Origin of the sequence: Bremerella sp. TYQ1, assembly GCF_020150455.1 — a bacterium.
GTDB classification, from domain to species: Bacteria; Planctomycetota; Planctomycetia; order Pirellulales; family Pirellulaceae; genus Bremerella; species Bremerella volcania_A.
Window position 1 is genome coordinate 4845197 of record NZ_CP083740.1, and the last position, 20238, is coordinate 4865434.

General features: G+C 53.9%; 17 protein-coding genes. 5 read left to right on the forward strand and 12 right to left on the reverse strand.

All coding sequences use genetic code 11. The annotated features are described in order from the left end of the window. Positions 1 to 16: 16 nt before the first annotated feature. The 11 genes from LA756_RS19625 to LA756_RS19675 form a co-directional block, all read right to left on the reverse strand. Positions 17 to 805, reverse strand: coding sequence for a class I SAM-dependent methyltransferase (locus LA756_RS19625; RefSeq protein ID WP_224436425.1), 789 nt, complete (start codon positions 803 to 805; stop codon positions 17 to 19). A 91-nt stretch (positions 806 to 896) separates the two neighbouring features. Next, on the reverse strand, positions 897 to 2420 hold the full coding sequence (locus LA756_RS19630) for a M56 family metallopeptidase (protein ID WP_224436426.1): 1524 nt from the start codon (positions 2418 to 2420) through the stop codon (positions 897 to 899). Further along, positions 2420 to 2815 (reverse strand): BlaI/MecI/CopY family transcriptional regulator, encoded by a 396-nt coding sequence (locus LA756_RS19635; protein WP_224436427.1) that lies wholly within the window; start codon positions 2813 to 2815, stop codon positions 2420 to 2422. The genes LA756_RS19630 and LA756_RS19635 overlap by 1 nt, the downstream gene beginning before the upstream one ends. 215 nt (positions 2816 to 3030) lie before the next feature. Continuing rightward, positions 3031 to 3516: a hypothetical protein gene (locus LA756_RS19640; RefSeq protein WP_224436428.1), complete on the reverse strand. Its 486-nt coding sequence runs from the start codon at positions 3514 to 3516 to the stop codon at positions 3031 to 3033. Between the two features lie 112 nt (positions 3517 to 3628). Next, positions 3629 to 4654 (reverse strand): bifunctional 2-polyprenyl-6-hydroxyphenol methylase/3-demethylubiquinol 3-O-methyltransferase UbiG, encoded by a 1026-nt coding sequence (locus LA756_RS19645; RefSeq protein WP_224436429.1) that lies wholly within the window; start codon positions 4652 to 4654, stop codon positions 3629 to 3631. A 24-nt stretch (positions 4655 to 4678) separates the two neighbouring features. Next, positions 4679 to 5449, reverse strand: coding sequence for an LPS export ABC transporter ATP-binding protein (gene lptB, locus LA756_RS19650; protein ID WP_224436430.1), 771 nt, complete (start codon positions 5447 to 5449; stop codon positions 4679 to 4681). A gap of 23 nt (positions 5450 to 5472) precedes the next feature. Beyond that, positions 5473 to 7224, reverse strand: coding sequence for a signal peptidase I (gene lepB, locus LA756_RS19655; RefSeq protein WP_224436431.1), 1752 nt, complete (start codon positions 7222 to 7224; stop codon positions 5473 to 5475). 160 nt (positions 7225 to 7384) lie between these two features. Beyond that, positions 7385 to 8638: a hypothetical protein gene (locus tag LA756_RS19660; RefSeq protein WP_224436432.1), complete on the reverse strand. Its 1254-nt coding sequence runs from the start codon at positions 8636 to 8638 to the stop codon at positions 7385 to 7387. A 110-nt stretch (positions 8639 to 8748) separates the two neighbouring features. Beyond that, complete coding sequence (gene lepA / locus LA756_RS19665) at positions 8749 to 10560, reverse strand: translation elongation factor 4 (RefSeq protein WP_224436433.1); 1812 nt, start codon at positions 10558 to 10560, stop codon at positions 8749 to 8751. Positions 10561 to 10653: 93 nt separating this feature from the next. After that, on the reverse strand, positions 10654 to 11700 hold the full coding sequence (locus LA756_RS19670; RefSeq protein WP_224436434.1) for an ROK family protein: 1047 nt from the start codon (positions 11698 to 11700) through the stop codon (positions 10654 to 10656). 237 nt (positions 11701 to 11937) lie between these two features. Further along, complete coding sequence (locus tag LA756_RS19675) at positions 11938 to 13101, reverse strand: hypothetical protein (RefSeq protein ID WP_224436435.1); 1164 nt, start codon at positions 13099 to 13101, stop codon at positions 11938 to 11940. A gap of 99 nt (positions 13102 to 13200) precedes the next feature. Here LA756_RS19675 and LA756_RS19680 point away from each other — a divergent pair, with 99 nt between their 5' ends. Further along, positions 13201 to 14202 (forward strand): DMT family transporter, encoded by a 1002-nt coding sequence (locus tag LA756_RS19680; protein WP_224436436.1) that lies wholly within the window; start codon positions 13201 to 13203, stop codon positions 14200 to 14202. A 28-nt stretch (positions 14203 to 14230) separates the two neighbouring features. Here the strand turns inward: LA756_RS19680 and LA756_RS19685 are convergent, their stop codons facing one another. Continuing rightward, the gene (locus LA756_RS19685) at positions 14231 to 14434 is read right to left on the reverse strand and encodes a hypothetical protein (protein WP_224436437.1); all 204 of its coding nucleotides are present in this window, start codon (positions 14432 to 14434) and stop codon (positions 14231 to 14233) included. A gap of 603 nt (positions 14435 to 15037) precedes the next feature. Here LA756_RS19685 and LA756_RS19690 point away from each other — a divergent pair. The 4 genes from LA756_RS19690 (at position 15038) to LA756_RS19705 (ending at position 20144) form a co-directional block, all read left to right on the forward strand. Next, positions 15038 to 15892, forward strand: a complete 855-nt coding sequence (locus LA756_RS19690; RefSeq protein WP_224436438.1) for a hypothetical protein — start codon at positions 15038 to 15040, stop codon at positions 15890 to 15892. Between the two features lie 289 nt (positions 15893 to 16181). Next, complete coding sequence (locus LA756_RS19695; RefSeq protein ID WP_224436439.1) at positions 16182 to 16772, forward strand: FHA domain-containing protein; 591 nt, start codon at positions 16182 to 16184, stop codon at positions 16770 to 16772. Between the two features lie 93 nt (positions 16773 to 16865). Beyond that, positions 16866 to 18920 (forward strand): serine/threonine-protein kinase, encoded by a 2055-nt coding sequence (locus tag LA756_RS19700; protein WP_224436440.1) that lies wholly within the window; start codon positions 16866 to 16868, stop codon positions 18918 to 18920. Positions 18921 to 19121: 201 nt separating this feature from the next. After that, positions 19122 to 20144 carry a hypothetical protein gene (locus LA756_RS19705; protein ID WP_224436441.1) on the forward strand — a complete coding sequence of 341 codons (1023 nt, stop codon included), beginning with the start codon at positions 19122 to 19124 and terminating at the stop codon, positions 20142 to 20144. Positions 20145 to 20238 lie beyond the last annotated feature (94 nt).

Consider the following 20238-nt stretch of genomic DNA (forward strand, 5'->3'; position numbering starts at 1 on the left):
CCCGTTGAAGGCCAGGCTATTTCTCACACAACGCAATCCAGCCGCTCGCACGGAGTCCGCCCAGCAGCCATGGTCGCGGCAATTCTCCTTGGCGATCCATTCGCAAAGGGACAAGTTGGGTCACCTTAAAGCCGCTTTGACTCAATGCGTTAGAGAATTCGTTGCGACTGAAGACATGCAGAAAGAAGTTAGGAATGCCGCGATATCGGTAGTATTTGTCGCCCCGCTCCATGCCTTTCGTGAACCGCGATTTGACTAAGTGAGATGCCAACCAGAATGCACCGTCTGGTTCAAAAAAGTTAAACCAGAAGTTGTGGACATGGACGACAAATCGTCCACCTGGTTTGAGTATGCGATATGCATGGTCCAGAAATCGCCGACGATTGTCTGCGCCTTTGATCATTCCCAATGTGCTGAACATGCAAATCGAATGATCCACCGATTGATCGGCGATCGCGTCGAGCTCAACGAGGTTTGCCTTCAGGCATTCCACAGGTAGATTCTCTTGCTTCGCTTTCTCTGCGACGATTCGAAGCATTTCGTCCGACAAATCAACCGCGAGACCGGTGTTGCCGCGACGTACAAGTGGAAGCAGAGCCCGAGCAGTGCCACAGCCTAGGTCGGCAACTTGCCCAGTCCGTGGGATGAAATTGGCAACGACTTCTTCGTCGAACTGAAAGTTACTTCCGAAGGCGATGTCTTCATCATAGCCGTCGGCAATTGCGGCAGACTCGATGTAGTCCAGCGAACCGCGAGTGACTCCGGTTGGTAGTTGCCAGCTTGGTTTCGAGGACGACGAACTCATCAAAATGCACCAGAAGTAAGGAAAGCGAAAAGCGATTCCTTATTATCAATGGTTCGCCCACTTAGAAAACCGGGCCAAACAGGTCGGCACGTTAACGTTCGCGTGGATGCCGGTGTGGCGGTGGTCTTCGGTCATGCGGCGGTGGCCCATGACGGTGAGGAGGAGGGGGGGCATGTGGCGGACGATGTTGCAGTTCAGTCAGTTGGTCCCGCAGCAAACGAATTTCGTCACGCAATTCCTCGATTGCTTCGATGACATCAGCATCCTCCCGTGGCAATGCATCGGTGGCCTCGGACGATGGGAGTGCTGCTTCCAAATCTTGCAGCAAACGTTCCATGTGATGGTGGGGAGGCGGTCGGTGCTCGTGACGAGGGGGAACGCCAAGTGGGGCATTGGGACGACGATGAGGAGGATGGTGAGCGGGGCGACGTCGGAGATGCCCTGGCAAAAGAAATTCGTCCTCTTCAATCGTCTCAGACATGTCAGGTTCATCAGCCAAAACAGGCGATGCCGATTCCGACCAGACAATCGCAGAAGCAACCCATAGTACCAAGGGAATCATCACCAAAACCAAACCGGCCGGCCAGGAACGTTCGCCAGGCTGGGCAGATGGGGCACCCAGGATTTGCCGAATTCGCCCGACGAGTTGGCTTTGTCCTTGACCCAAAAACGGAGTTGCCAACGAGGCCTGCGAGTGGTCGACTTGCCAATGGGCGATTTGCTCGAGCGATTGCGCGTAGCTTAGTCGCTGCCCGAGAACCCCAATGGCCATTTCATCGCAGCAGAGTTCCCGCTCGTGCCGAATCTCGGAAGAAATCCACCAGACGACCGGGTGATAGAAAAAGATCGTCTCCACGACACGCTGCAGGAAGTTGATCCACAAGTCTTGTCGGCGAATATGAGCCAACTCATGAGCCAGGACAGCTTCAAGCACTTGCGGAGTGATCTCGGTCATCCAGGCAGCCGGCAGCAAAACCATTGGCCGCAAAAGACCAACCGCCATCGCTTGGCGAATGTGTGAAGAGTAAGCGACGGACGGCATTTGCCACAAACCAAGTTGATGCGCTAAGTCGGAGTAACGAACCAGCAGCGAGGATTCGATCGGCGTCAATCCAAATCGGCGCAGCCAAACGGTCCCGAAATAGCTCAGGCAAAGTCGCAGACCAAGAACGATGACGCCGCACGTCCAAAGCAGCATGAGGTACGGCTGGATAACAACGGTCGCATAGGCAATACCCGACAGCCAGTTTGCGTCTGCGCGCGATTCTGTCGCAGCAGCAACCGTCGTCGCATTGCCGTGACTTTCCAGGCTGGGATCGGGATCATCGACCAGGAATGCCTTGGAGGATGAATCGACCGAGATACCAGTTAGCGACTCTAGCTCGCTTGCCACAGGTAATTGGTGATCGTCCAGCCAGACAAAAGTCAGCACGGGGCAGGCTGCAATTAAAATCAGCACGCCCAGAGCCCCACCATAGCGATGTTGTGGAGATCGAATTGAAGCGAAGGTCTTGATAAGCCGCCAGAGGCAGTAAAGAAGCGTTGCTTGCCACACGAAGTGGAGCAAAACAATCGTCAGCTTCATCCCCATGGGGCTTTGCAAAACGCTCCACATCAAGCGCGATTCTCCTCTTCGTATTGTTCCAGGGCTTTACGGATTTCTTCTAATTCTATCGCGTTTGGCTTCGACTCTTCCAGCAAGTGGGCAACCAAAGATGGTGCAGAACCTTCGAAAACGCGGCCGAGAATATCGTTCACAATGCCTCCCAAGGTTTTTTCCTGGGGACGTCGGGCTGAATATTGGAAAGCTCTGCCGAGTGGTTCTCGGTCGAGAAGCTGTTTGTCAGCCATCACATTCATCAGGCTCATGACGGACGTGTATGCTCGGGTTCGGCCTTGGGAGTTGAGCTCTTCCAAGACTTCGCGAACTGTGCTGGGGCCTCGTTTCCAAAGGACTTTAAGGACTTCCAGTTCGCCTGAGGTGGGAGTTTCCTGTTTAGGGCGTGCCATTTTGAGTGGTTTTATTTCTGTTCTGATCAGAGTTCCAATTTACCAATCGAAATCCTTTCGTCCCTAAGCATTAGATCCGCGCATATCCGCAGTTTGGTAGAAAGTTTCGTCCCCCGAAACGTTGGTGTTAAACATAACAAAAATACTGACTACCTGGCATGCCATAATGTTCCAACGAACTTGTGATTAGTCAGAAAAAATTGATGCATCAAATGTCAGCGATTCTTAGGGTGCGAATGATTGCCAAACTGCTTTCGGAGTTTCGGCCGAGTTAAACTCCATAAAACCCATGCGGAAGGGAAGAATGACAGAACGACCAGAGGCAGCGGAAGGCACCCTACCACCGAGCCGATGATGCCTACCCAATAATTTTTTCGCTTACGCACCGACCAGCCAGCATATAAGAGAAGGCTACCAATCGCCGCAAATGCCAGCTCATATATGATCGCTTTGATCGCGCTGTCGACATAAAACGAAGGACGTGTGTAGGACTCGCCTTCTGCAGAAACGGCCCGAAACATAAGAATGGAAAGGGGCACTGCAGAAACAGCCGCCAATAGATAAATTCCGCCACACGTCATAATCACCATCGACGCGATACCCACGCCAGGGGTTTCGGGCGGCGAAGGGGGATTCGACGACGTCGAAGTCGCTTCGGCCGGGCTGCGATACGGATTGGGGGCACTGTGGGCTGAAGGCATCGCTCTTGCTAAACGTCGATTGACGTATGGTCGTTAAGAGATTCCGATTCCGAGTGCGATCGACAATCGGTGATGATATCTCGCGGGACAGGCCCAGGCAAATGCGAGCCGCCTAAGCCACACGTTTCTGGGTGAGTTTATCGACCAAATTACGTCGATTCGTGGCGGAAACGGTCGCCGTCCATTCGTGCAGATTGCGTTTTAATTTGCGTCCGGCACGACGAACGCGAGCAGGGATTTCACCTAAAAGTCTGCGATCGGCCTGTTCTCGCAGCAACTGCCACGTTCGTTCGAAATTCCCCACGGTGGTCTCTTGCCAGTTCAAGCTAATCGGCTGTCGTGGCTTGCGAAGCGTTGCCCAGACCACATTTCTGCCGGCACAAGTATTGACGGAGACGACTTCCAATCCACATGCATTCGCCAATGCCGGCAGCGTGTGGCAGTTGAAGTGAAACAGATGCCCTGCATGCCATTTCTGGCGAAAGCCTGTGTCAATCGATTCGACGTTTGGCACCTCGATAAAGATGATACCTTCTGACTTTAAAGCATTCGCCACTTTTCGCAGCGCCCCGGCCGGATCAGCGAAGTGTTCTAGCACATGATACAGTGTCGCTACATCAAACGACTGCGAAGCAAGCGGGGCACGATTCAAAGATTGGTTGATGATTTTTACGCCGTAGCTTTGCCGGCCAAACTGGGCATATGTTTGATCAACTTCGATGCCCTGCATTTCAAAGCCGAGACGGTTGCCGACGTGGAGAAGTTCTCCGGAGCCTGTCCCGATGTCCAGGATTGCGGCTCCTTTCGTGGCGTAGGATTGAATCGTCTCCATCCGTTGGGCGGCGATTCGCGCGTTTCGAGCGGTGTGCTTCCATTTCGGCTGAACGGACGACTTGTAGAAGCGACGATACGTGCTTCGATAGAAATCGTCGATTGCTTCTTCGGTCGGCCGGGGGTCGGTATAGACCAATCCGGTCGCACGCGAGATGACCGTCCGCATCGGAAAACCGTAGCGGTCGCGGTGAAAGACGACTTTGGCATCGTGTGTCCCTGAGATGGCACAGGGAGCGTTGGCCAAGATGTCTTGACCGATCTCTCCGTTCGAGCCGTCCCATGTTTGAAACACACGATGTGCCATCGGCCGATATCCAACAAGCGAAAGTTAAGCGGCGGCGTCCATGTCTCCGCGTTCGCCAAAGTTGTTGCGAGAAAGATTGCCAAAGTAGTATTTCACCGCTTCTGGATGTCGCACCACTTCATCGGGCGAGCCATGGCAAAGGATATTTCCACGATGCACAACGTAGCAGCGATCGACAATCTCCAACGTCTTTTCGGCCTGATGGTCGGTAATCAGAATTGAAATTCCACTCTCTCGGAGCTCTCGAATCACCAATTGAATGCTGTCGACGGTGACAGGGTCGATCCCGGTAAAGGGTTCGTCCAGCATGATGATTTCAGGATCGGAAACCAGGCACCGAGCAATTTCCAGTCGGCGACGTTCACCACCAGAGAGGCTCTTGGCTTTCGACTTGCGAATATGGGTGATGTCGAATCGTTCCAGTAATTCTTCGCAGCGCATCTTTCGGTGATACGAATCGATCCGCAGCAGTTCCATCACTCCCAACAGGTTCTGCTCGACGGTCAATTTCTGGAAAACGCTGCTGTCTTGCGCCAGATAGCCCATGCCACCATCGCGGCAACGCTTGAACATCGGCCAGAGCGTGACATCTTTGCCGTTGAGTTCGACACGGCCTTCGTTGGGAGTCACCATCCCGCAGGTCATACGGAAGCTGGTCGTCTTGCCAGCACCGTTGGATCCGAGTAGACCCACGATTTCGCCTCGTTTGACGTCATAGCTGACACCATCAACGACGCGTCGTCGGCCGTAGGTCTTGACCAGGTTTTGAGCGGAGAGAATCGTCGATTCGTCCATGAATCCGTAGGTCCTTCCGTACGTTATTGAATGAACTTCATCCGGCTGAAGTTAGGGAAAAACGGCACCGGAGTGTTCTTTGAGTGTGGCCAGTAAACGAACAACGCCTTACCGATGAGCATATGCTCTGGCACAAACTGGTTATCGATCGGGAACAATCGTCCATCTTGGCTTTCGGCACTGTTATCTCCAAGAGGAAAATACTGTCCGTTTTCAAGACTGAAGACCGCTTCGCGACGCGATTCAAAGATTTTGGTCGTTGCCCAGCGACTTGGGTCAGTCAGCACTTCCATGATCTCATCGTCGGTCGGAATGTTCCAACCCAAGTGCTCCCCTTCCTGGTAGTCGAGAAGGGTCATCGTGTCGCGACCATGGTGATACTGTTTGCCATCGGCGATGTAGTACGTATCTCGTAGCACACGCACGTTGGTCAATGTCATTTGGACCGAGTCGGTTCCGATCCCGACCGGCAGCAAGTCGCCAGGATCTTGCTCGCTCCATTTCGGAACGACCGGCTGATTGGGTGTGTAGGTGGCTGGGACGTTGAATTTGATCAAGCTTCCGTTGACCCACAGGCGTAATTCGTTGTCGGTATTGGAAAAACGGAAAGAGTAAGTCCCCGGTCCTTGGACAACCGTTTGGGCTTCGATGGTACCTTCTTCGTCGAATGTAACCGTCGGCTGGTCCGCCGAGAGAGTCGCTTTGCCGGTAGCGACGTCGATGTCGCAGCGGAAGTGAGTGCCGCCTTCGACTAAGTCGAGCGAAAGGACCCCTTCTTCCGACTTGATTTCCGAGGTGCACTCAAGCATCAAGTCGCCGACCCAGTGTAGACCGGACGATGTCCGGCGATTTCGGTAATGAGTCGTGGTGTCGGTGTTATAGGCGCTAAAGTCGGTGATCAACTGGCTGCATTCATCGCGTGCCTGCTGCGTATTGATCCGTTGGCCTGTTTCCGCAAGAGCCCAGTAACGAACGTTCTTTCCGTTGTCGGCCAACACGTGCCGATATCGCAGCCAGGTCGGCTGTCCCTTCGGATTACATGTCCATGTACCGTTCTCCCCTTTCACCCAATAAACACGCGTGTCCGCGGGATAGGTTTCTAATCGATCAGGGAAGCCGGCCTTTTCCAGGATTTCGCATGGATAGGCTGTATCGTAAACCAGGCGATGAAGTGTCAGCTGTTTGGCCGGCGGTTTTCGAGCAATGGTGAACTCGGTATCGCCAGGTTTTTTGATGTAGATGTCGCCGTGATAAATGCGAACGGTTTCGCCAGGCAGGCCAATCAAACGTTTGATGTAATTCGTTTGTGGCTCGATGGGGTATTTGAAGACAATCACATCCCAACGAGCAGGGTCGGCAAAGTCGTATGCGAATTTGCTGACCAAAATGCGGTCGCCGCTATACGAAGGGTTTTCGCTGACATCGGTAAGTCGATGGTAAAGTGGATCGACTGCTTCCACGACGTTTTGGAATTGCTTGTTGGTCGTGCGATCCATCTCGCCGCTAGAGCCAACGGTGTATTCGTAGCCCGTGTACTCGTCGACGATATCTTTATGTCGCCCGAGAAGCGTTGTCGCCATCGACCCAGTGGGAATGACAAATGCTTCCGCTTCGAATGCGCGAAACAAGAGGGCCAAGATGATGGCAACCACCAACGACTCGACAAACTCTCGCGTCACGGCAAAGTGGTCCGATTCGCCGGCACTTTGTGAGGACTTCGATTCGCTCGATTTCTGCGACCCGGAAATCGCTTGAATGCGTTTCTTCTTGACCATGAATCAATTCCCCTTGCCCCTGAGGACAAGAGATGGAGAAAGGATGAGCGGAAATCAATCGCGAACGTCAAACTCCGCCGGAGCTGTTGAGACCCTCCACTATACCTAATCCGCGAATCTGACGCAGCGCGGGTCGGTCAGGGTGAGGATGCCTCGTGGGCTAATCTGCTAGCACGCGTAAAAGCTTGCCACGTAGGTTGTTACGCATGTCGATTGGGCCGAGTTCAAATCGCGAGTCATCCGAGACCGGCACATTGTCTCCTAACACAAAGATTTCGTGCGGTTCGAGCTTGCGACCAAGGCTCCAAGAAGAAGGCCGTCGCTGGGCACCAAGCCAGACAATGTCGCGATAGATTTTGGCTTTTCGCAAAACGGCCGTACCACCGTCAATTTTGATTGCAAACGGCTGGTTGCTGAAGGACATTTCAGCCGACCCGAAGGGAAAACGAACATGACGGCGGTTCGTTTCAAGTTCAAAGAAAAGCTGGCCGTCGCACTCTCCTGCCCTGATCGTTGCGTCCTCAAGTGATTCAAGCACCAATGGAAACTCGGTCGTCGCGTCGTTGTAGTCGCACTGAACGATTTGTTGGCTGACATCAAGCACAAACGTTGCTGTGGTGTTCTCTCCGTTCACGCGAATCGTCAGGCGGTCTGCTTGCCAATGCTCGCACTTCATTTCAATCCAAAGGTCTGCCACCGGAAAGAGTTCTCGCGAGACACTATGGTTGTATCCATAGCTATCCAGCGGTGTGGCATTCTTTCCAACGGGGCTCGGAGGAGGCAGGCAGCGCTCGTGATGATAAACGACCCAGTCTTCGGCAGCGTTTGTCGTCTCGCTGATCGGGGCAAAGCCAAGGGTACCAGGGCGGACGTTCCAGCCACTCCCCGAGGCTCGCTCGCTAAGAAATCGGGGATGCTTGGCTGCCTCGAAAGCATGATCGAAGACGAGCTGCTTGAGCGACTCGCGCTCTTGTGGCGTCTTTTCGATAATCGACTGTGCCTGGTATAGCTCGCCTGCGGAAATGCGTGGCGTTTCTCCGGGCAAGAAAGCGACTCGTTTAATTTGCCAGGCGTCTTGATCGTTTTGCAGGAGGACGATGTCCCAGCGTTTTAGTTGGTCAGGGGCAACTTCTTCCCATTCCAATGCGTCGCCCCGACGAATCGCCGAACGATCAACGTGATTCTCTTGGTGACCGCAATTACTGCATGTGGCAACATCGGGAAGCTCGTTCCCATCGAGAATCGACACGAACTGGCACTGTTCACAAGTCACAGATGCATGGGGGCCACGCAGTGTAGGAGCCATCGAACCGCTGGCCACACGGAACGTAGGCTCAGGAGTTGCGGTTGCCAGCCCGAACCCGGCCACGCATAGCGTAAAGATCAGCAAGATTAACAGCGGGCCAAGTCGCATGGACAGCCTCATGAACGGTGGGAATCAATCGCAACGCGTTCGCCTAGCCGGTGGGGCATGCCAGGCGACGATTCTAGTTTAGCTGCGTTGATGGGAGATTTGAACGATTATTATCGTTCTTCGCCGGTTTCCAGCACCGCCATGAAGGCCTTCTGCGGAATATCGACCGAACCGATCGACTTCATTCGCTTCTTACCTTCTTTCTGCTTTGCCCACAGTTTTCGTTTACGTGAGATGTCACCACCATAGCACTTGGCGGTCACGTTCTTACGCAAAGCTTTGACTGTTTCGCGAGCGATGACCCTGGTACCGATAGCGGCTTGAACGGCCACTTCAAACATGTGTCGGTCGATTTCCGACTTCAGCTTTTTCACCACCGCTCGTCCACGTCGGTCGGCATCGGCACGATCGCAAATGATGCTCAATGCATCAACGCGTTTGCCGTTGACCAGGATATCCATACGCACGAGATCCGCTTCTTCATAGCCGCGGATTTCATAGTCCATGGTGCCGTAGCCGCGCGTTGCACTCTTCAGCTTGTCGTGCAAGTCGTAGATCACTTCCGCGAGTGGAATGTCGTAGACCAACATCGAACGCGTCGGCGAAAGATATTCCGTACGAACATGGATCCCGCGACGTTCGTTACACAGCTGCATCACCGGGCCGATGTAATCGGATGGCTGGATCAAGCTGACGCGGACGATCGGCTGCAGAAACGTCTCGATATCGCCTGCTTCAGGAACATCTTGCGGCTTGTGGATATCGACCGTTTCGCCGTTGCGATTAATGATTTGATAGGTCACGTTCGGCGCGGTTTGAACCAGGTCGATGTCAGCTTCCTGTTCCAGTCGCTGCTGAACGATTTCCATATGCAACAGGCCCAAGAATCCGCAGCGGAAACCGAAGCCCAATGCGTCGCTTGTTTCTGGCTCGAACGTGAAGCTCGGGTCGTTAATGCGAAGGCTCTTCAACGCGTCACGCAGTTGCTCGAAGTCTTGGCCATCGGATGGGTAAAGCCCGCAGAAAACCATCCGTTTAGGTTCCTGGTAACCTGGCAGCGCTTTGGCTCCCTTGTCCCCTTGAACGGTGATGGTATCACCGATGTTGACCAGCTCGAGCGACTTGATGTTACAGATCACATAACCCACTTGCCCGGCAGCCAGTTCGTCACGAGCCATCGGGCGTGGCGTGAACTGTCCGACTTCCAGCACATCGTGGTTCGTTTCACCTTTGATGAAACGGATCTTGTCGCCCTTCTTGATCGAGCCGTTCATCACGCGAACGTAGGTGATCGCACCGCGGAACTTATCGTAGTGCGAATCGAACACCATCGCTTGCAGTGTGGCTTTGCGATCACCGCTGGGTGGTGGAATGCGTTCGATCAGGCGAGCCAACAGGGCATCGACCCCTTCCCCTGTCTTACCGCTGATACCGCAGATATCCGTTGCTTCGAGAGCCAGCGTGTGCTCAATTTCTTCAGCAACTTCCGTCGGTCGAGCATGGTTCAAGTCGATCTTGCTCAAGCAAGGAACCACTTCCAAATCGTGCTCCATTGCCATGAACGCGTTGGCCACGGTTTGTGCTTCGACACCTTGGAAGGCGTCCACCAATAGCACCGCTCCTTCACAACATGTCAGCGACCGGCCCACTTCATATTGGAAGTCGACGTGGCCAGGCGTGTCGATCAAGTTGATCTGGTACTCTTGCCCTTCGTGGATGTACTTCATCACCACGGCGCGGGCTTTGATCGTGATACCACGCTCGCGTTCGACTTCCATGTCGTCCAGCAGCTGCTCTTTCATTTCGCGCGAACTGACGGTGGCCGTCTTTTCCAGCAAACGGTCGGCCAACGTGCTTTTGCCGTGGTCGATATGCGCGATGATGCAGAAATTCCGAATGTACTTCTGGTCGATGATTGCCATCGTGATGAAGATGCCCTGGGCTGGTGGGTGGTTCTAGTGTGAACCCGGCGGTTGTCCGAATGCTTCGGGTAAACGCCCCATTATACATCAGGACTAGGTGGTCAGGGAATCGCGGTGGGCAACGACTCGGGCCTTGCCTGCAGCCCCCAGATAGCCTGCGTCCCCCCCTAACTTGGCGAAATCGACCACCGTATGCTTGGCTGGAACCGGGAAAGCCCGGGATTTGACCTCTTGGCGGACCCGATCCAAAAACTTGCGTCCCAGTTCGGTTTCGTGCCCCCCGAAGTTGACGGCACCGCCGAGAATGACCGCACCGGGGTCGATGGTGTGCATCAGCGAAACGATCCCGATCCCCAGATAACGAGCCGTTTCCATGACAATATGCATGGAAAGACTGTCATCTTTTTCAGCTTCCTGGGCCACCATCAGCGGCGACAGTTTCTCGCCTCCGGCAATCCGAGCATGCAGTGTGCTCTCTTTTTGGAGGTCCAGGACCAACGCTTCGTCGGTGCGTTTGATAATGGCTGTTCCGCTGGCATAGGCCTCTAAGTGGCCTCGCTGACCAGTTGGGATCGTTCGGGCATTCTCGCTGAAATCGATGATAATGTGCCCTAACTCGCCCCCGTGACTGTGCTCGCCGTCGATCAACAAGTCGTCGACAATGATCCCGCCGCCAACTCCAGTACCCAGGGTTAGCATGATGATGCTGCGGAATTCCTTGCCCGACCCGAGCCAATATTCGCCAAATGCGGCCGCATTGGCATCGTTGGCGTAAACAACAGGGCGCCCCGTCAATTTCGAGAGGCAGTCGCGGATCGGAAAGTTGTAAGAATTCGGCAGATTATGGGGTTCCAGCAGCATTCCGCCGTTAATGTCCATCGTGCCTGGCGTGGCGAGACCAATTGCCGCAATGTTATCCATCGGGCGGCCGATGACATTCATCATCTTCTGAATGACTTCGGTCGAACGTTCCATGTAACGTTGTGGACCTTCGGTCTCGTTGGTCGGAATCTTCTCGTATTCGACCGTGTTGCCGTGATCGTCGACCAGGCCGATCTTGATATTCGTGCCGCCGACGTCGACGCCGCAAAAGAGTGGTAGAGTCTCTTTGCCTGGTTCGATGTGTGGTACCGACGTCATGAAATTGCCTTCCAAACCGATAGACGAATTAACGGCTGTATGCCGAGCGATTGTCATCATAGAGTAGCGACGTTACAGCCGCAATCCGCCCCATTGATTCCCGCATCCGACACGTAAGGTGGATCATTGCTCGATGGCGGCATATCTCGTGAGTGTCACCCTCGTGGGCTTGCCGGCTGGAAATGAAGATGCGACCGGCTGAGACGGCCAAGCTTGGAGGAATTGAGAATCTTTGCGTTAGATGGCCCCAGTTCGGATCTCGGTCGACGAAATATCCATGCGAAACTGCGAGGGAGGGACCGGTTCGCACAAGTTGGACAGTGCCGGCGGAAGGTTGAGTTGATCGAAGGAAAGAAAGTCTCCTTCCACGACTCGGGGAAAAACAAGAAACCGGCAGTTCTGCTGGGTAAACTCACGTATCGCTTCGTCACGCAGCGGGAGCGAGTCTTGGTAATAGCGAGGTTCGGCAATTCGCACGATGGTATCCGCACCAACAACGAATGTGGCTTCTGGAAAGATCTTCGACTTGTCCAGAAACGTTGGAGCTTTCGTCAGCCAGCATCGCTGAGGAGGCTCAAATTGTTCCGCGCGAGTTTTAATGCTGAAGAAGTCGAGCGGTGGTTTGTCGACGTTTTCGATAGAAATCTCGTAGTCGACACGATGTCCGGTGATTGCTTCGGCGACGTCGGCCATGGTTTGGTGGCCTTCGTGCAGTGGATTGAAAGCTCCGGGAAATAGGACACCACTGAATGAATCGAGTGACGCATGTTGCTCGCTCTGAGGAGCACACGCAGCCGTCCGATTTCCAAGCATCAGTTCTGTCCAGGAAGGCCAAGCTTCCACTGAGGTCTCATCGACACGTTCGCCAGGCAAAAGATCGAGCGAGATACGATCGGAAATGCCTGTGGCGTCAGCCAAGCGATTGAGGATAAGTGCTGCGACGACGTTTTCTTCACGCCCACGATCGCGGGAATCTTTGGTCAGAACGAGCGAGGCGATGCTGCTGCTAGAGGCCGTCTGCACCGCGATGTGAACTCGGTGCTGCCCCTTCTTTGGGCGTAAGCTCCGCAAACTGGCGCTGCACCCAATCCCCACTAAGTGCATGTCATCAATATCTGTGGGAGAAATTCGAGATTGTAGTTCTCGAGCACGGAAAAAGGCCCGCATCGCCATGGCCTGGGCAGTGGCGCGGCTACAATAATGACTTGGCTTGTAGCGGAGATAATCTTCTAGAGAAGCACTCGAGTAGGGAATGACTGCTTCCAGCACGGTGTCCGACGCACCGGGAAGGCTTAGCAATTGGCTTAGTGCTTCACTTCCGCCGCCGGTAACGACTGCTGCCATTCGCCATGGCGAGCGATGAAGTTGCCGAATTAGATGATGGGTAATTGTCTCATTCATTGGCCATTCCCTATCCCATGCCCCCGAAAGAATAGACCGCAAACGTTAGGCTGTCGACCACACGTCTTGCGGGCACATGACCGAATTACTTTTTAGTATATGACGCAGCGAACAACTCCGAATCCCTGGCTTGGGTTAATTTGTGGTGTTCTTGCCGCGGTAGGTTACTCGCTGGCGAATATTTGCCTGCGCTGGCTGACGACGCTCGATCCGGTTTGGGTTTCGTTTCTTAAGGCGATACCCACGGTCACCATGTTCGCGCCGATTGCCATCTGGCAAGTCCGAACCGGGCGATCTCCTTTCCCAAAGGCTTCGTCTCTCTTCATTCTTATCATCGCCGCGATTTCCAGTCAGCTGTTTGGTAATGCCATGCTGCAGTGGAGTTTCGGTGTTGTGGGGGTTGCCATGAGTGTCCCCCTTTGCCTAGGGACGATGCTTGTCGTAGGGGTTGTGATCAGCAAGTGGATGCTGCAGGAAAGCCTCACCCGCTGGCAGGGGTGGGGAACGGGGGCATTGGTCCTGGCCCTGGTCAGTTTGAGTCTTGCTGGCCGAAATGCGGTTCAATCTGTGGTAGATACGCAAACTGGCTTGCTTTTGATCGGCGCGGGCGTTTTCGCTCCAATGTTGGCGGGCATTTCCTACGCATTCTTAAGCGTGGCCATCCGTCGTGGCGTCTCGGGCGAAGTGAGCATGTTCATGACGACGTCACTTATCTGTACCGTCGGGATGGCCATTCTGGGGCCGCTCAGCATTTATACGGCCGGCTTTGAGGGAATGGCTCAAACGACGTCAGCTCAGTATGGCGTGATGCTAATTGCGGGTTTGCTGAATGCGGGAGCTTTCGTGGCGCTGACGTTATCGTTTCGATACGCTCCGGTCATTATTGGGAATGCGGCGAACTCCCTGCAGAACCCGCTTTCGGCACTTGCCGGAGTGATTTTGTTTCACGAAGCGTTCAACACGAACTTGGCTTTTGGTGTCGTACTGACAGTGATCGGCGTGGTAATGATGGGGCTGAAAGATAAGCCTTCAGCCGATCTGGCAGAGAATTCTGCAGAGAAACCTGAGTTGGCATCGGCCGCCCCGGAAGACGGCCGATAAACAAGCCAGGCGATATGGTGGAATTGATCTAACGACTGCTGACCAAATGTTTTCGGGAAGAATTAGGAGATACGAAATGAGCGTTTTCGTCTTCTAGGATCTCGAGTGCGTGATCCATCCAATCCGACAACAAAGCCAGCGAATCTTCGGGGAGTGGCTGGTAAACCACAAAGTTCCCGGCAGGGTTCTTCGGTGGTTCGTGAACCAGCTTGAATGGCGTCGAGTGATCCATTGAATTTTCTCCTATCCGATCGAGCGACGTCTCGAAAGAGAGGTGCTCGTTTAAGTGGACGGCTTCTGGTCTCGACATGACACCGCAACCGTGGTGCCAAGTTCGCACAATTTCTTAATGGGGCGTCGGGAATCTTTCGTAAGGTGAACAGTACCAATCAGTTGGGGCTTTCGACCGCAAAATCGCTTTGCGGGGAGCCGAAGTGCGTCCTGTGTGCTCTTTTGGCAACGTCTGCCATTTTCATCAACAGTTTTCGCACCGCCTGCCATCCTAACTGTCTTTCACTAGGTTGAAAATTGCAGTTGTAAACTTCAACTTTCACTGCGTGTTAAGGGGAGTCATTTTGGCGATGGGCGGTTGTAATCCCCCTCAGGCGAACTGCCGGAGGTTTATCGTTTCGGCCTATTTCTGCTCTCGACATGCACACTGCTGACAGCATGTCAAAAAACGCGAAAAAAATCCAAAGATCGGCAAATTGGCGGCGAAGTCCTATCTATGCCTGCTAGTTAACCGCTCGGAAACGGCGTTGTAAACGATCCGGAAAGCCGTGCCGGGCAGGAAAAGTACAAGGGTCATTCCGTTTATTTCAGAGAGGGTTGAGTCATGATCAAGAAACTCGCATGCACTGGGATTGGTGCCGCCATGCTTGCTGGGCTCGTGTTTGGAACCGATGCCTACAGCTACATCTCCACGACCGCGAGTCGTGTGAGCGACAATGTTAAAAACAGCGTTCCTGTCGAATTTGAACTCGATCGGGCTCGCAAGATGATTCAGGATCTGACGCCTGAAATTCGTCGCAACATGCATTTGATTGCGAAAGAAGAAGTCGAAGTCGAGAAACTGCAGTCTCGCGTGGGTGATCTGGAAGAAAAGCTTTCTTCCAATAAAGCCGACATCATGCGACTGAAGAACGATCTCGACAGTGGTAGCACTTACTTCACGTACGCCGGCCACGAGTACTCGCGAAACGCTGTCCAAACCGATTTGGCAGGTCGCTTCGAGCGTTTCAAGACGCAGGACGCCACTCGCGTGAAGCTGGAAAGCATTCTGCGTGCTCGTGAACAAGGGTTAGACGCCGCTCGGGCCAAGCTCGACAGCATGCTGACCGCTCGCCGTCAGTTGGAAGTCGATGTCGAAAACTTGGAAGCACGCCAAAAAATGGTGGAAGTAGCCCAAACGTCGAGCAAATTCGCGTTTGATGATAGCCACCTTTCCAAGACGAAGCGTCTGATCGACGACATCCGTACACGAATCGATGTGGCTGAACGCATGGTTGATGTCGACGGCGAACTGGCTGGCGAAATCCAGTTGGACGAACAAGTCGATACCGACATCAGCAATGAAGTCGCGTCGTACTTCGGTCTCGAGATCGAATTGGACGACGAAGAACTTGCCGACGTAGACACGAAGGCTGCCGAGAAGCTGACCAAGCGAATTGAGCTTTCTCAGCTGAACTAGGGCACGGATTGACCCTTGGAAATCTCCAGCGAAGCGGGATGGCGGCGACTCGAAAAAGTCGACGCCATTTCGCACGCGCGAGTGAAGATCGCGTGCTTTTCGCATGGAAACAGAAGATTTGCCCAAGCTACGGATCAGGGCACCGTAGCGAGAAGCGGCAAGAAATCGTGATCGATTACGAATCACCAAACATCGGGGGCACTTCCCGTCATGCTAAACTTGAAACAGTGAACCCGCCAAAGTCGCTATGTCTATTGTGGAATCAAATTTCGCCTACCGAAGAGGAAACGTGAGCGATCGCCTGCAAATGTGGATCGATGGGGTCGGTGGCTACATGCTGCTGCTGGCCGATCGCGTCAATGTTGGCCAGGCCATGGCTTCCGCCCAGGTCGATATTCCCATCATGGGAGATATCAGCCGTCGGCATGCGGCGATCAAGCGAAGTGGCGATGAGTACATCATCGAGCCACTCGCCGATGTCAAATTAAACGACCAGGTCGTCGGCGGACCGGCCCTGCTCAAGCATCGCGATGTGATGACGTTGGGACGAGGCGTGAAGCTGCAATTCACGCAGCCTCATCCCCTCAGCACGTCGGCTGTGCTCAAGATCGTCAGCCGGCACCGGACCGAGCCGGCATGCGATGGAGTTGTGCTGTTAGCCGACTCGCTGTTGATGGGGGCTAAGTCGAACAATCACATCGTTTGTCCTCAGTGGCAGCAAGATGTCGTCGTTTATCGGCAAGGAAGCAAGCTTTTGCTGAAATCGAAAACGCCCCTTTATCAAAGCGATTCGACCCAGCCAGCAACTTCGATCAAAATAGGAGAAACGGTCCAAGGAGAAGAGGTGTCGTTTTGCTTAGAGCCACTTGGCCGAGCATGAATTGCATTTCCTGTTCTCTCTCCCCGGCTCCGGGGGCGAGTGAGCAAGAGATGGAAGCAACTTATCACTTATCCGTTGGCCAGGGACTAGACCATGAACCAGTCGGCAGCCGCCATTACTCCGGACAACCAACCGGGGGACGATGAAGTCGGCCCTGCGAAACTAGCCAAGCCGAAAGAAAGCCCCATGCGGTTTACTTACAAAAGCGGGTCCTCTCCGTTAGATGGATATACCATCAAACGGGGCGTAGGCGCCGGCGGCTTTGGCGAAGTCTATTACGCCACGACCGAATCAGGCAAAGAAGTCGCGCTGAAGCATATTCAGCGGAATCTTGAAATCGAAATGCGAGGTGCCAAGCATTGCTTGAATTTGAAGCACCCGCACTTGGTGTCGCTCTACGACATTCGCTACGACAACGAAGGGGAAGGCTGGATTGTCATGGAGTTCGTCCATGGCGACAGCCTGCAAGATGTTATCGAACGTCATCCCCAGGGGATGCCACGCGAAGAGGCGTTGTCGTGGTTCAAAGCGATTGCCTCGGCTGTGAATTACCTGCACGATCATGGAATCGTCCACCGCGACTTAAAGCCCGGCAATATCTTCAACGACCAAGGCACCGTCAAAATTGGTGACTATGGCTTGTCAAAGTTTATCTCGGTCAGCCGCCGCAGTGGCCAGACCGAAAGCGTCGGCACGTTCCATTACATGGCCCCTGAAATCGGCAAAGGTCGATACGGCCGCGAAATCGATGTCTATGCGTTAGGCATCCTGCTGTTCGAGATGCTCACCGGCCGCGTTCCATTTGAAGGAGAAAGCAGCCAAGAAATCATCATGAAGCATCTCACCGCGAGTCCTGACTTAGGCGACTTGGGTGAGCCATTCCGCTCGGTAGTGACCGCTGCGCTCGAGAAAGACCCCGACAAGCGAACCAGCAGCGCTGAAGAAATGCTTCAGCAATTGGGGCTGAAAGAAAATGTCGGGTATGTCTCGACGATCGACTCCGTAAGACCGGCTGCCGCGCCGAGCGCTATTCCACCATCGCTGCCAGCGTCGGAAGTTAAAGCGAAGATCGGCTATGTCGAACAACCAGCAGCTAAGGGAACTCTCGACGACGAACCGATCGCTCAGGCCGTCACTGGGATCGCTCAGAAAGTTCGTGGATGGTGGAACCACAATAACACCAGCCTTCCGGTCAAAGTCATCGTACTGACAGCGATTGCGTTTGGCGTGGTAACGAATCTCCACTTCCTCGTGCCGCTGGCCTTCGTCGGTGGCGCGGTCTACATGGCATATCTGCTGATTCGCCTTTTGGTGAATACGGTACAGGACGAAACGCCTGGCGGAAGTGGTGCTCCCAATAAGAAAGACTCCAGCGGTCGTTATCATCCCGAGGCGATGCGACGCAAGCACCGCGTCTCGGAAGATGCCGTCTGGCATCCCAAGCGAAAAGATCGAGAACGTGCCGCGATCGCGTTGCGTCCGACGCACGAGAAGATTCGCGAACTGCTCGGTTCGTTGATCGCCAGTGGCGTTTCATCGATCTTGGTTTCGTTCGTGTTGTTGGTCATTTCTGTGGGCGAACAAGCGTTTACGAAGTCCGCCATTTTGACGATTGGACCTGCCTATGTCTTCTTTACCGGATTAACGATACTCGCCTCTTGGGCCGTGTTGATCACATCAAAGCTGTGGGAAGAACAGGGAGGCGATCAGGCACGTCGCCGCATCGTGATGGCAATGGTAGGCGTTGCTTTAGGGGTTGCAGCCTGGTTCGGTTCGATGCTCGTTTTCACCGGCAGTCCCGGCGAGATGGATCTGACGACCCCTTGGTTCGCGATGGGCGAGCAATCTTCCGTCGGCGCGTTGATGCTGTTCTTCGGGCTGGCATTTCTGGTGCCACGATGGTGGAAACTGGCCGATCCGTTGCGCGGAACCTGGCTCAGTATTTTCAATACCGGCATGTATGTTGTTTGGGCTGGCATCCTGACAACGTTCTGGCCATTCCTGCAGCCGTGGGCAATTATGTTAATCGGTGCGGTTGCCGCAACGGTTCAGCTTTCGGCCCCTTGGCTCAGCCAGGAACGCCGCGATGTCGAACGTCGTAAATATGAACAGGAACTGAAAGAGACGACCGTCAGCGGAGCCAAGTAGGTTTCGCGTTTTGATCATTCATAGGGGAGAGTGAAAGGATGGACGCATCAATGAGTTGGTTCATGCTATTGGCCGGGGCTGGGGTGCTTGTGATTGCCGTGCTGGCGCTTGTTGTCGTATTTGCCGCGATTTTTTCGCGAGGACGTCAATAATTGCAGTTGTCTGGCGAAAGACAGTTAGCCACTCAACTCAAGAAATCACATGGTCCAAACTGAATCACATCTGAACGTCAGCCTGTTTCTGATCCTGCTACCAGTGCTTATCTTGGTCGGGCTCTTCGCTGCAGCGATATTGGCGGTCATTTTTGGCGGCAAGTATGGCAGTAAGATAGCGGCCGGATTAACGATCGCGTTTCTGGGCATGATGTTGCTGTGCGGTGGTTTCTTTTTCGTCGGCTACAGCACAACCCAAACCATGACGTCGGACAAAAGCGTTGCATACAGCCGCGTTGGAGTTCAAGAGCATCCGTACTCAGTGTCTGAGACGCACATGGTAGCCTCCGAGCGGCCACAAGTACGACTCGAGACAGCCCGGTATCCAGTTCCCTCCCCTTCTTTGTCGGAAGAATCGACTGCTTCAACAGGTAAATCGATCGGCAAATGGGCCGGATCGCTCTATCAAGGTTTCCGCAACCAGCTGAAGTCAGGCGAGATCGATCTCGATCCGTCCAAAATTATCCCGCCGGGTCGTCCAAGTTGGGTCGAACAGACGCCTCACTGGACCCACGATCAAACCTATTACGTCGCCGTTAGCTCCGGTCCGTATGATCGCGGAATGGATTGCCAAAGGGCGTTGGACTTCGAAGTCGACAAGGCGATCGATCAATTCGCGATTGAGTTAACTGGGAGCGAGGATGCCCCGGCGCTGATCGGGGAAGAGCTTGAATCGCTGCACCATAACATTGTTGCGGAAACGTACCAGGAAGAGCTGACTCCTTCGTTCGGGATTATGCACCAGTGGCATTCGCTCCTGAAGTTCGATCCCGCGATTCAAGGCAAAATTCGTGAGTTCTGGATCGCCCAACAACGCATCAGCCGTGTCGTTTATATCGGGGCAGGCTTCCTGTTCCTGCTTGGTCTTATGTCTACTTTCTACGCTGGAATGTCGCTGACCGGAAAAGGTTCGCGAATCTCTCCCTGGCTAGTCTCCGCAGGAAGTGTGGTCGCTTTAGGTGGCCTTTTCGCTGCAGGAGTGATTTTCGTCCGGTCATTTCCCATGTTATAACTTGGGTGACGACCTTTCGATTGACGTAAGCTCGCCGCACGACTGGCTTTGCCAGGATTGCCCGAGACACCGCTTTTCCCGTTGCTTTGGCCAC

What these genes read in the sequence shown, in the direction of transcription:
- lepB (WP_224436431.1), bottom strand. Translation starts at nt 7,224, where the DNA reads ATGGTCAAGAAGAAACGCATTCAAGCGATTTCCGGGTCGCAGAAATCG.
- lepA (WP_224436433.1), bottom strand. Translation starts at nt 10,560, where the DNA reads ATGGCAATCATCGACCAGAAGTACATTCGGAATTTCTGCATCATCGCG.
- LA756_RS19675 (WP_224436435.1), bottom strand. Translation starts at nt 13,101, where the DNA reads ATGAATGAGACAATTACCCATCATCTAATTCGGCAACTTCATCGCTCG.
- LA756_RS19630 (WP_224436426.1), bottom strand. Translation starts at nt 2,420, where the DNA reads ATGTGGAGCGTTTTGCAAAGCCCCATGGGGATGAAGCTGACGATTGTT.
- LA756_RS19645 (WP_224436429.1), bottom strand. Translation starts at nt 4,654, where the DNA reads ATGGCACATCGTGTGTTTCAAACATGGGACGGCTCGAACGGAGAGATC.
- LA756_RS19700 (WP_224436440.1), top strand. Translation starts at nt 16,866, where the DNA reads ATGAACCAGTCGGCAGCCGCCATTACTCCGGACAACCAACCGGGGGAC.
- LA756_RS19705 (WP_224436441.1), top strand. Translation starts at nt 19,122, where the DNA reads ATGGTCCAAACTGAATCACATCTGAACGTCAGCCTGTTTCTGATCCTG.
- LA756_RS19685 (WP_224436437.1), bottom strand. Translation starts at nt 14,434, where the DNA reads ATGGATCACTCGACGCCATTCAAGCTGGTTCACGAACCACCGAAGAAC.
- LA756_RS19640 (WP_224436428.1), bottom strand. Translation starts at nt 3,516, where the DNA reads ATGCCTTCAGCCCACAGTGCCCCCAATCCGTATCGCAGCCCGGCCGAA.
- lptB (WP_224436430.1), bottom strand. Translation starts at nt 5,449, where the DNA reads ATGGACGAATCGACGATTCTCTCCGCTCAAAACCTGGTCAAGACCTAC.
- LA756_RS19670 (WP_224436434.1), bottom strand. Translation starts at nt 11,700, where the DNA reads ATGACGTCGGTACCACACATCGAACCAGGCAAAGAGACTCTACCACTC.
- LA756_RS19625 (WP_224436425.1), bottom strand. Translation starts at nt 805, where the DNA reads ATGAGTTCGTCGTCCTCGAAACCAAGCTGGCAACTACCAACCGGAGTC.
- LA756_RS19660 (WP_224436432.1), bottom strand. Translation starts at nt 8,638, where the DNA reads ATGCGACTTGGCCCGCTGTTAATCTTGCTGATCTTTACGCTATGCGTG.
- LA756_RS19635 (WP_224436427.1), bottom strand. Translation starts at nt 2,815, where the DNA reads ATGGCACGCCCTAAACAGGAAACTCCCACCTCAGGCGAACTGGAAGTC.
- LA756_RS19680 (WP_224436436.1), top strand. Translation starts at nt 13,201, where the DNA reads ATGACGCAGCGAACAACTCCGAATCCCTGGCTTGGGTTAATTTGTGGT.
- LA756_RS19690 (WP_224436438.1), top strand. Translation starts at nt 15,038, where the DNA reads ATGATCAAGAAACTCGCATGCACTGGGATTGGTGCCGCCATGCTTGCT.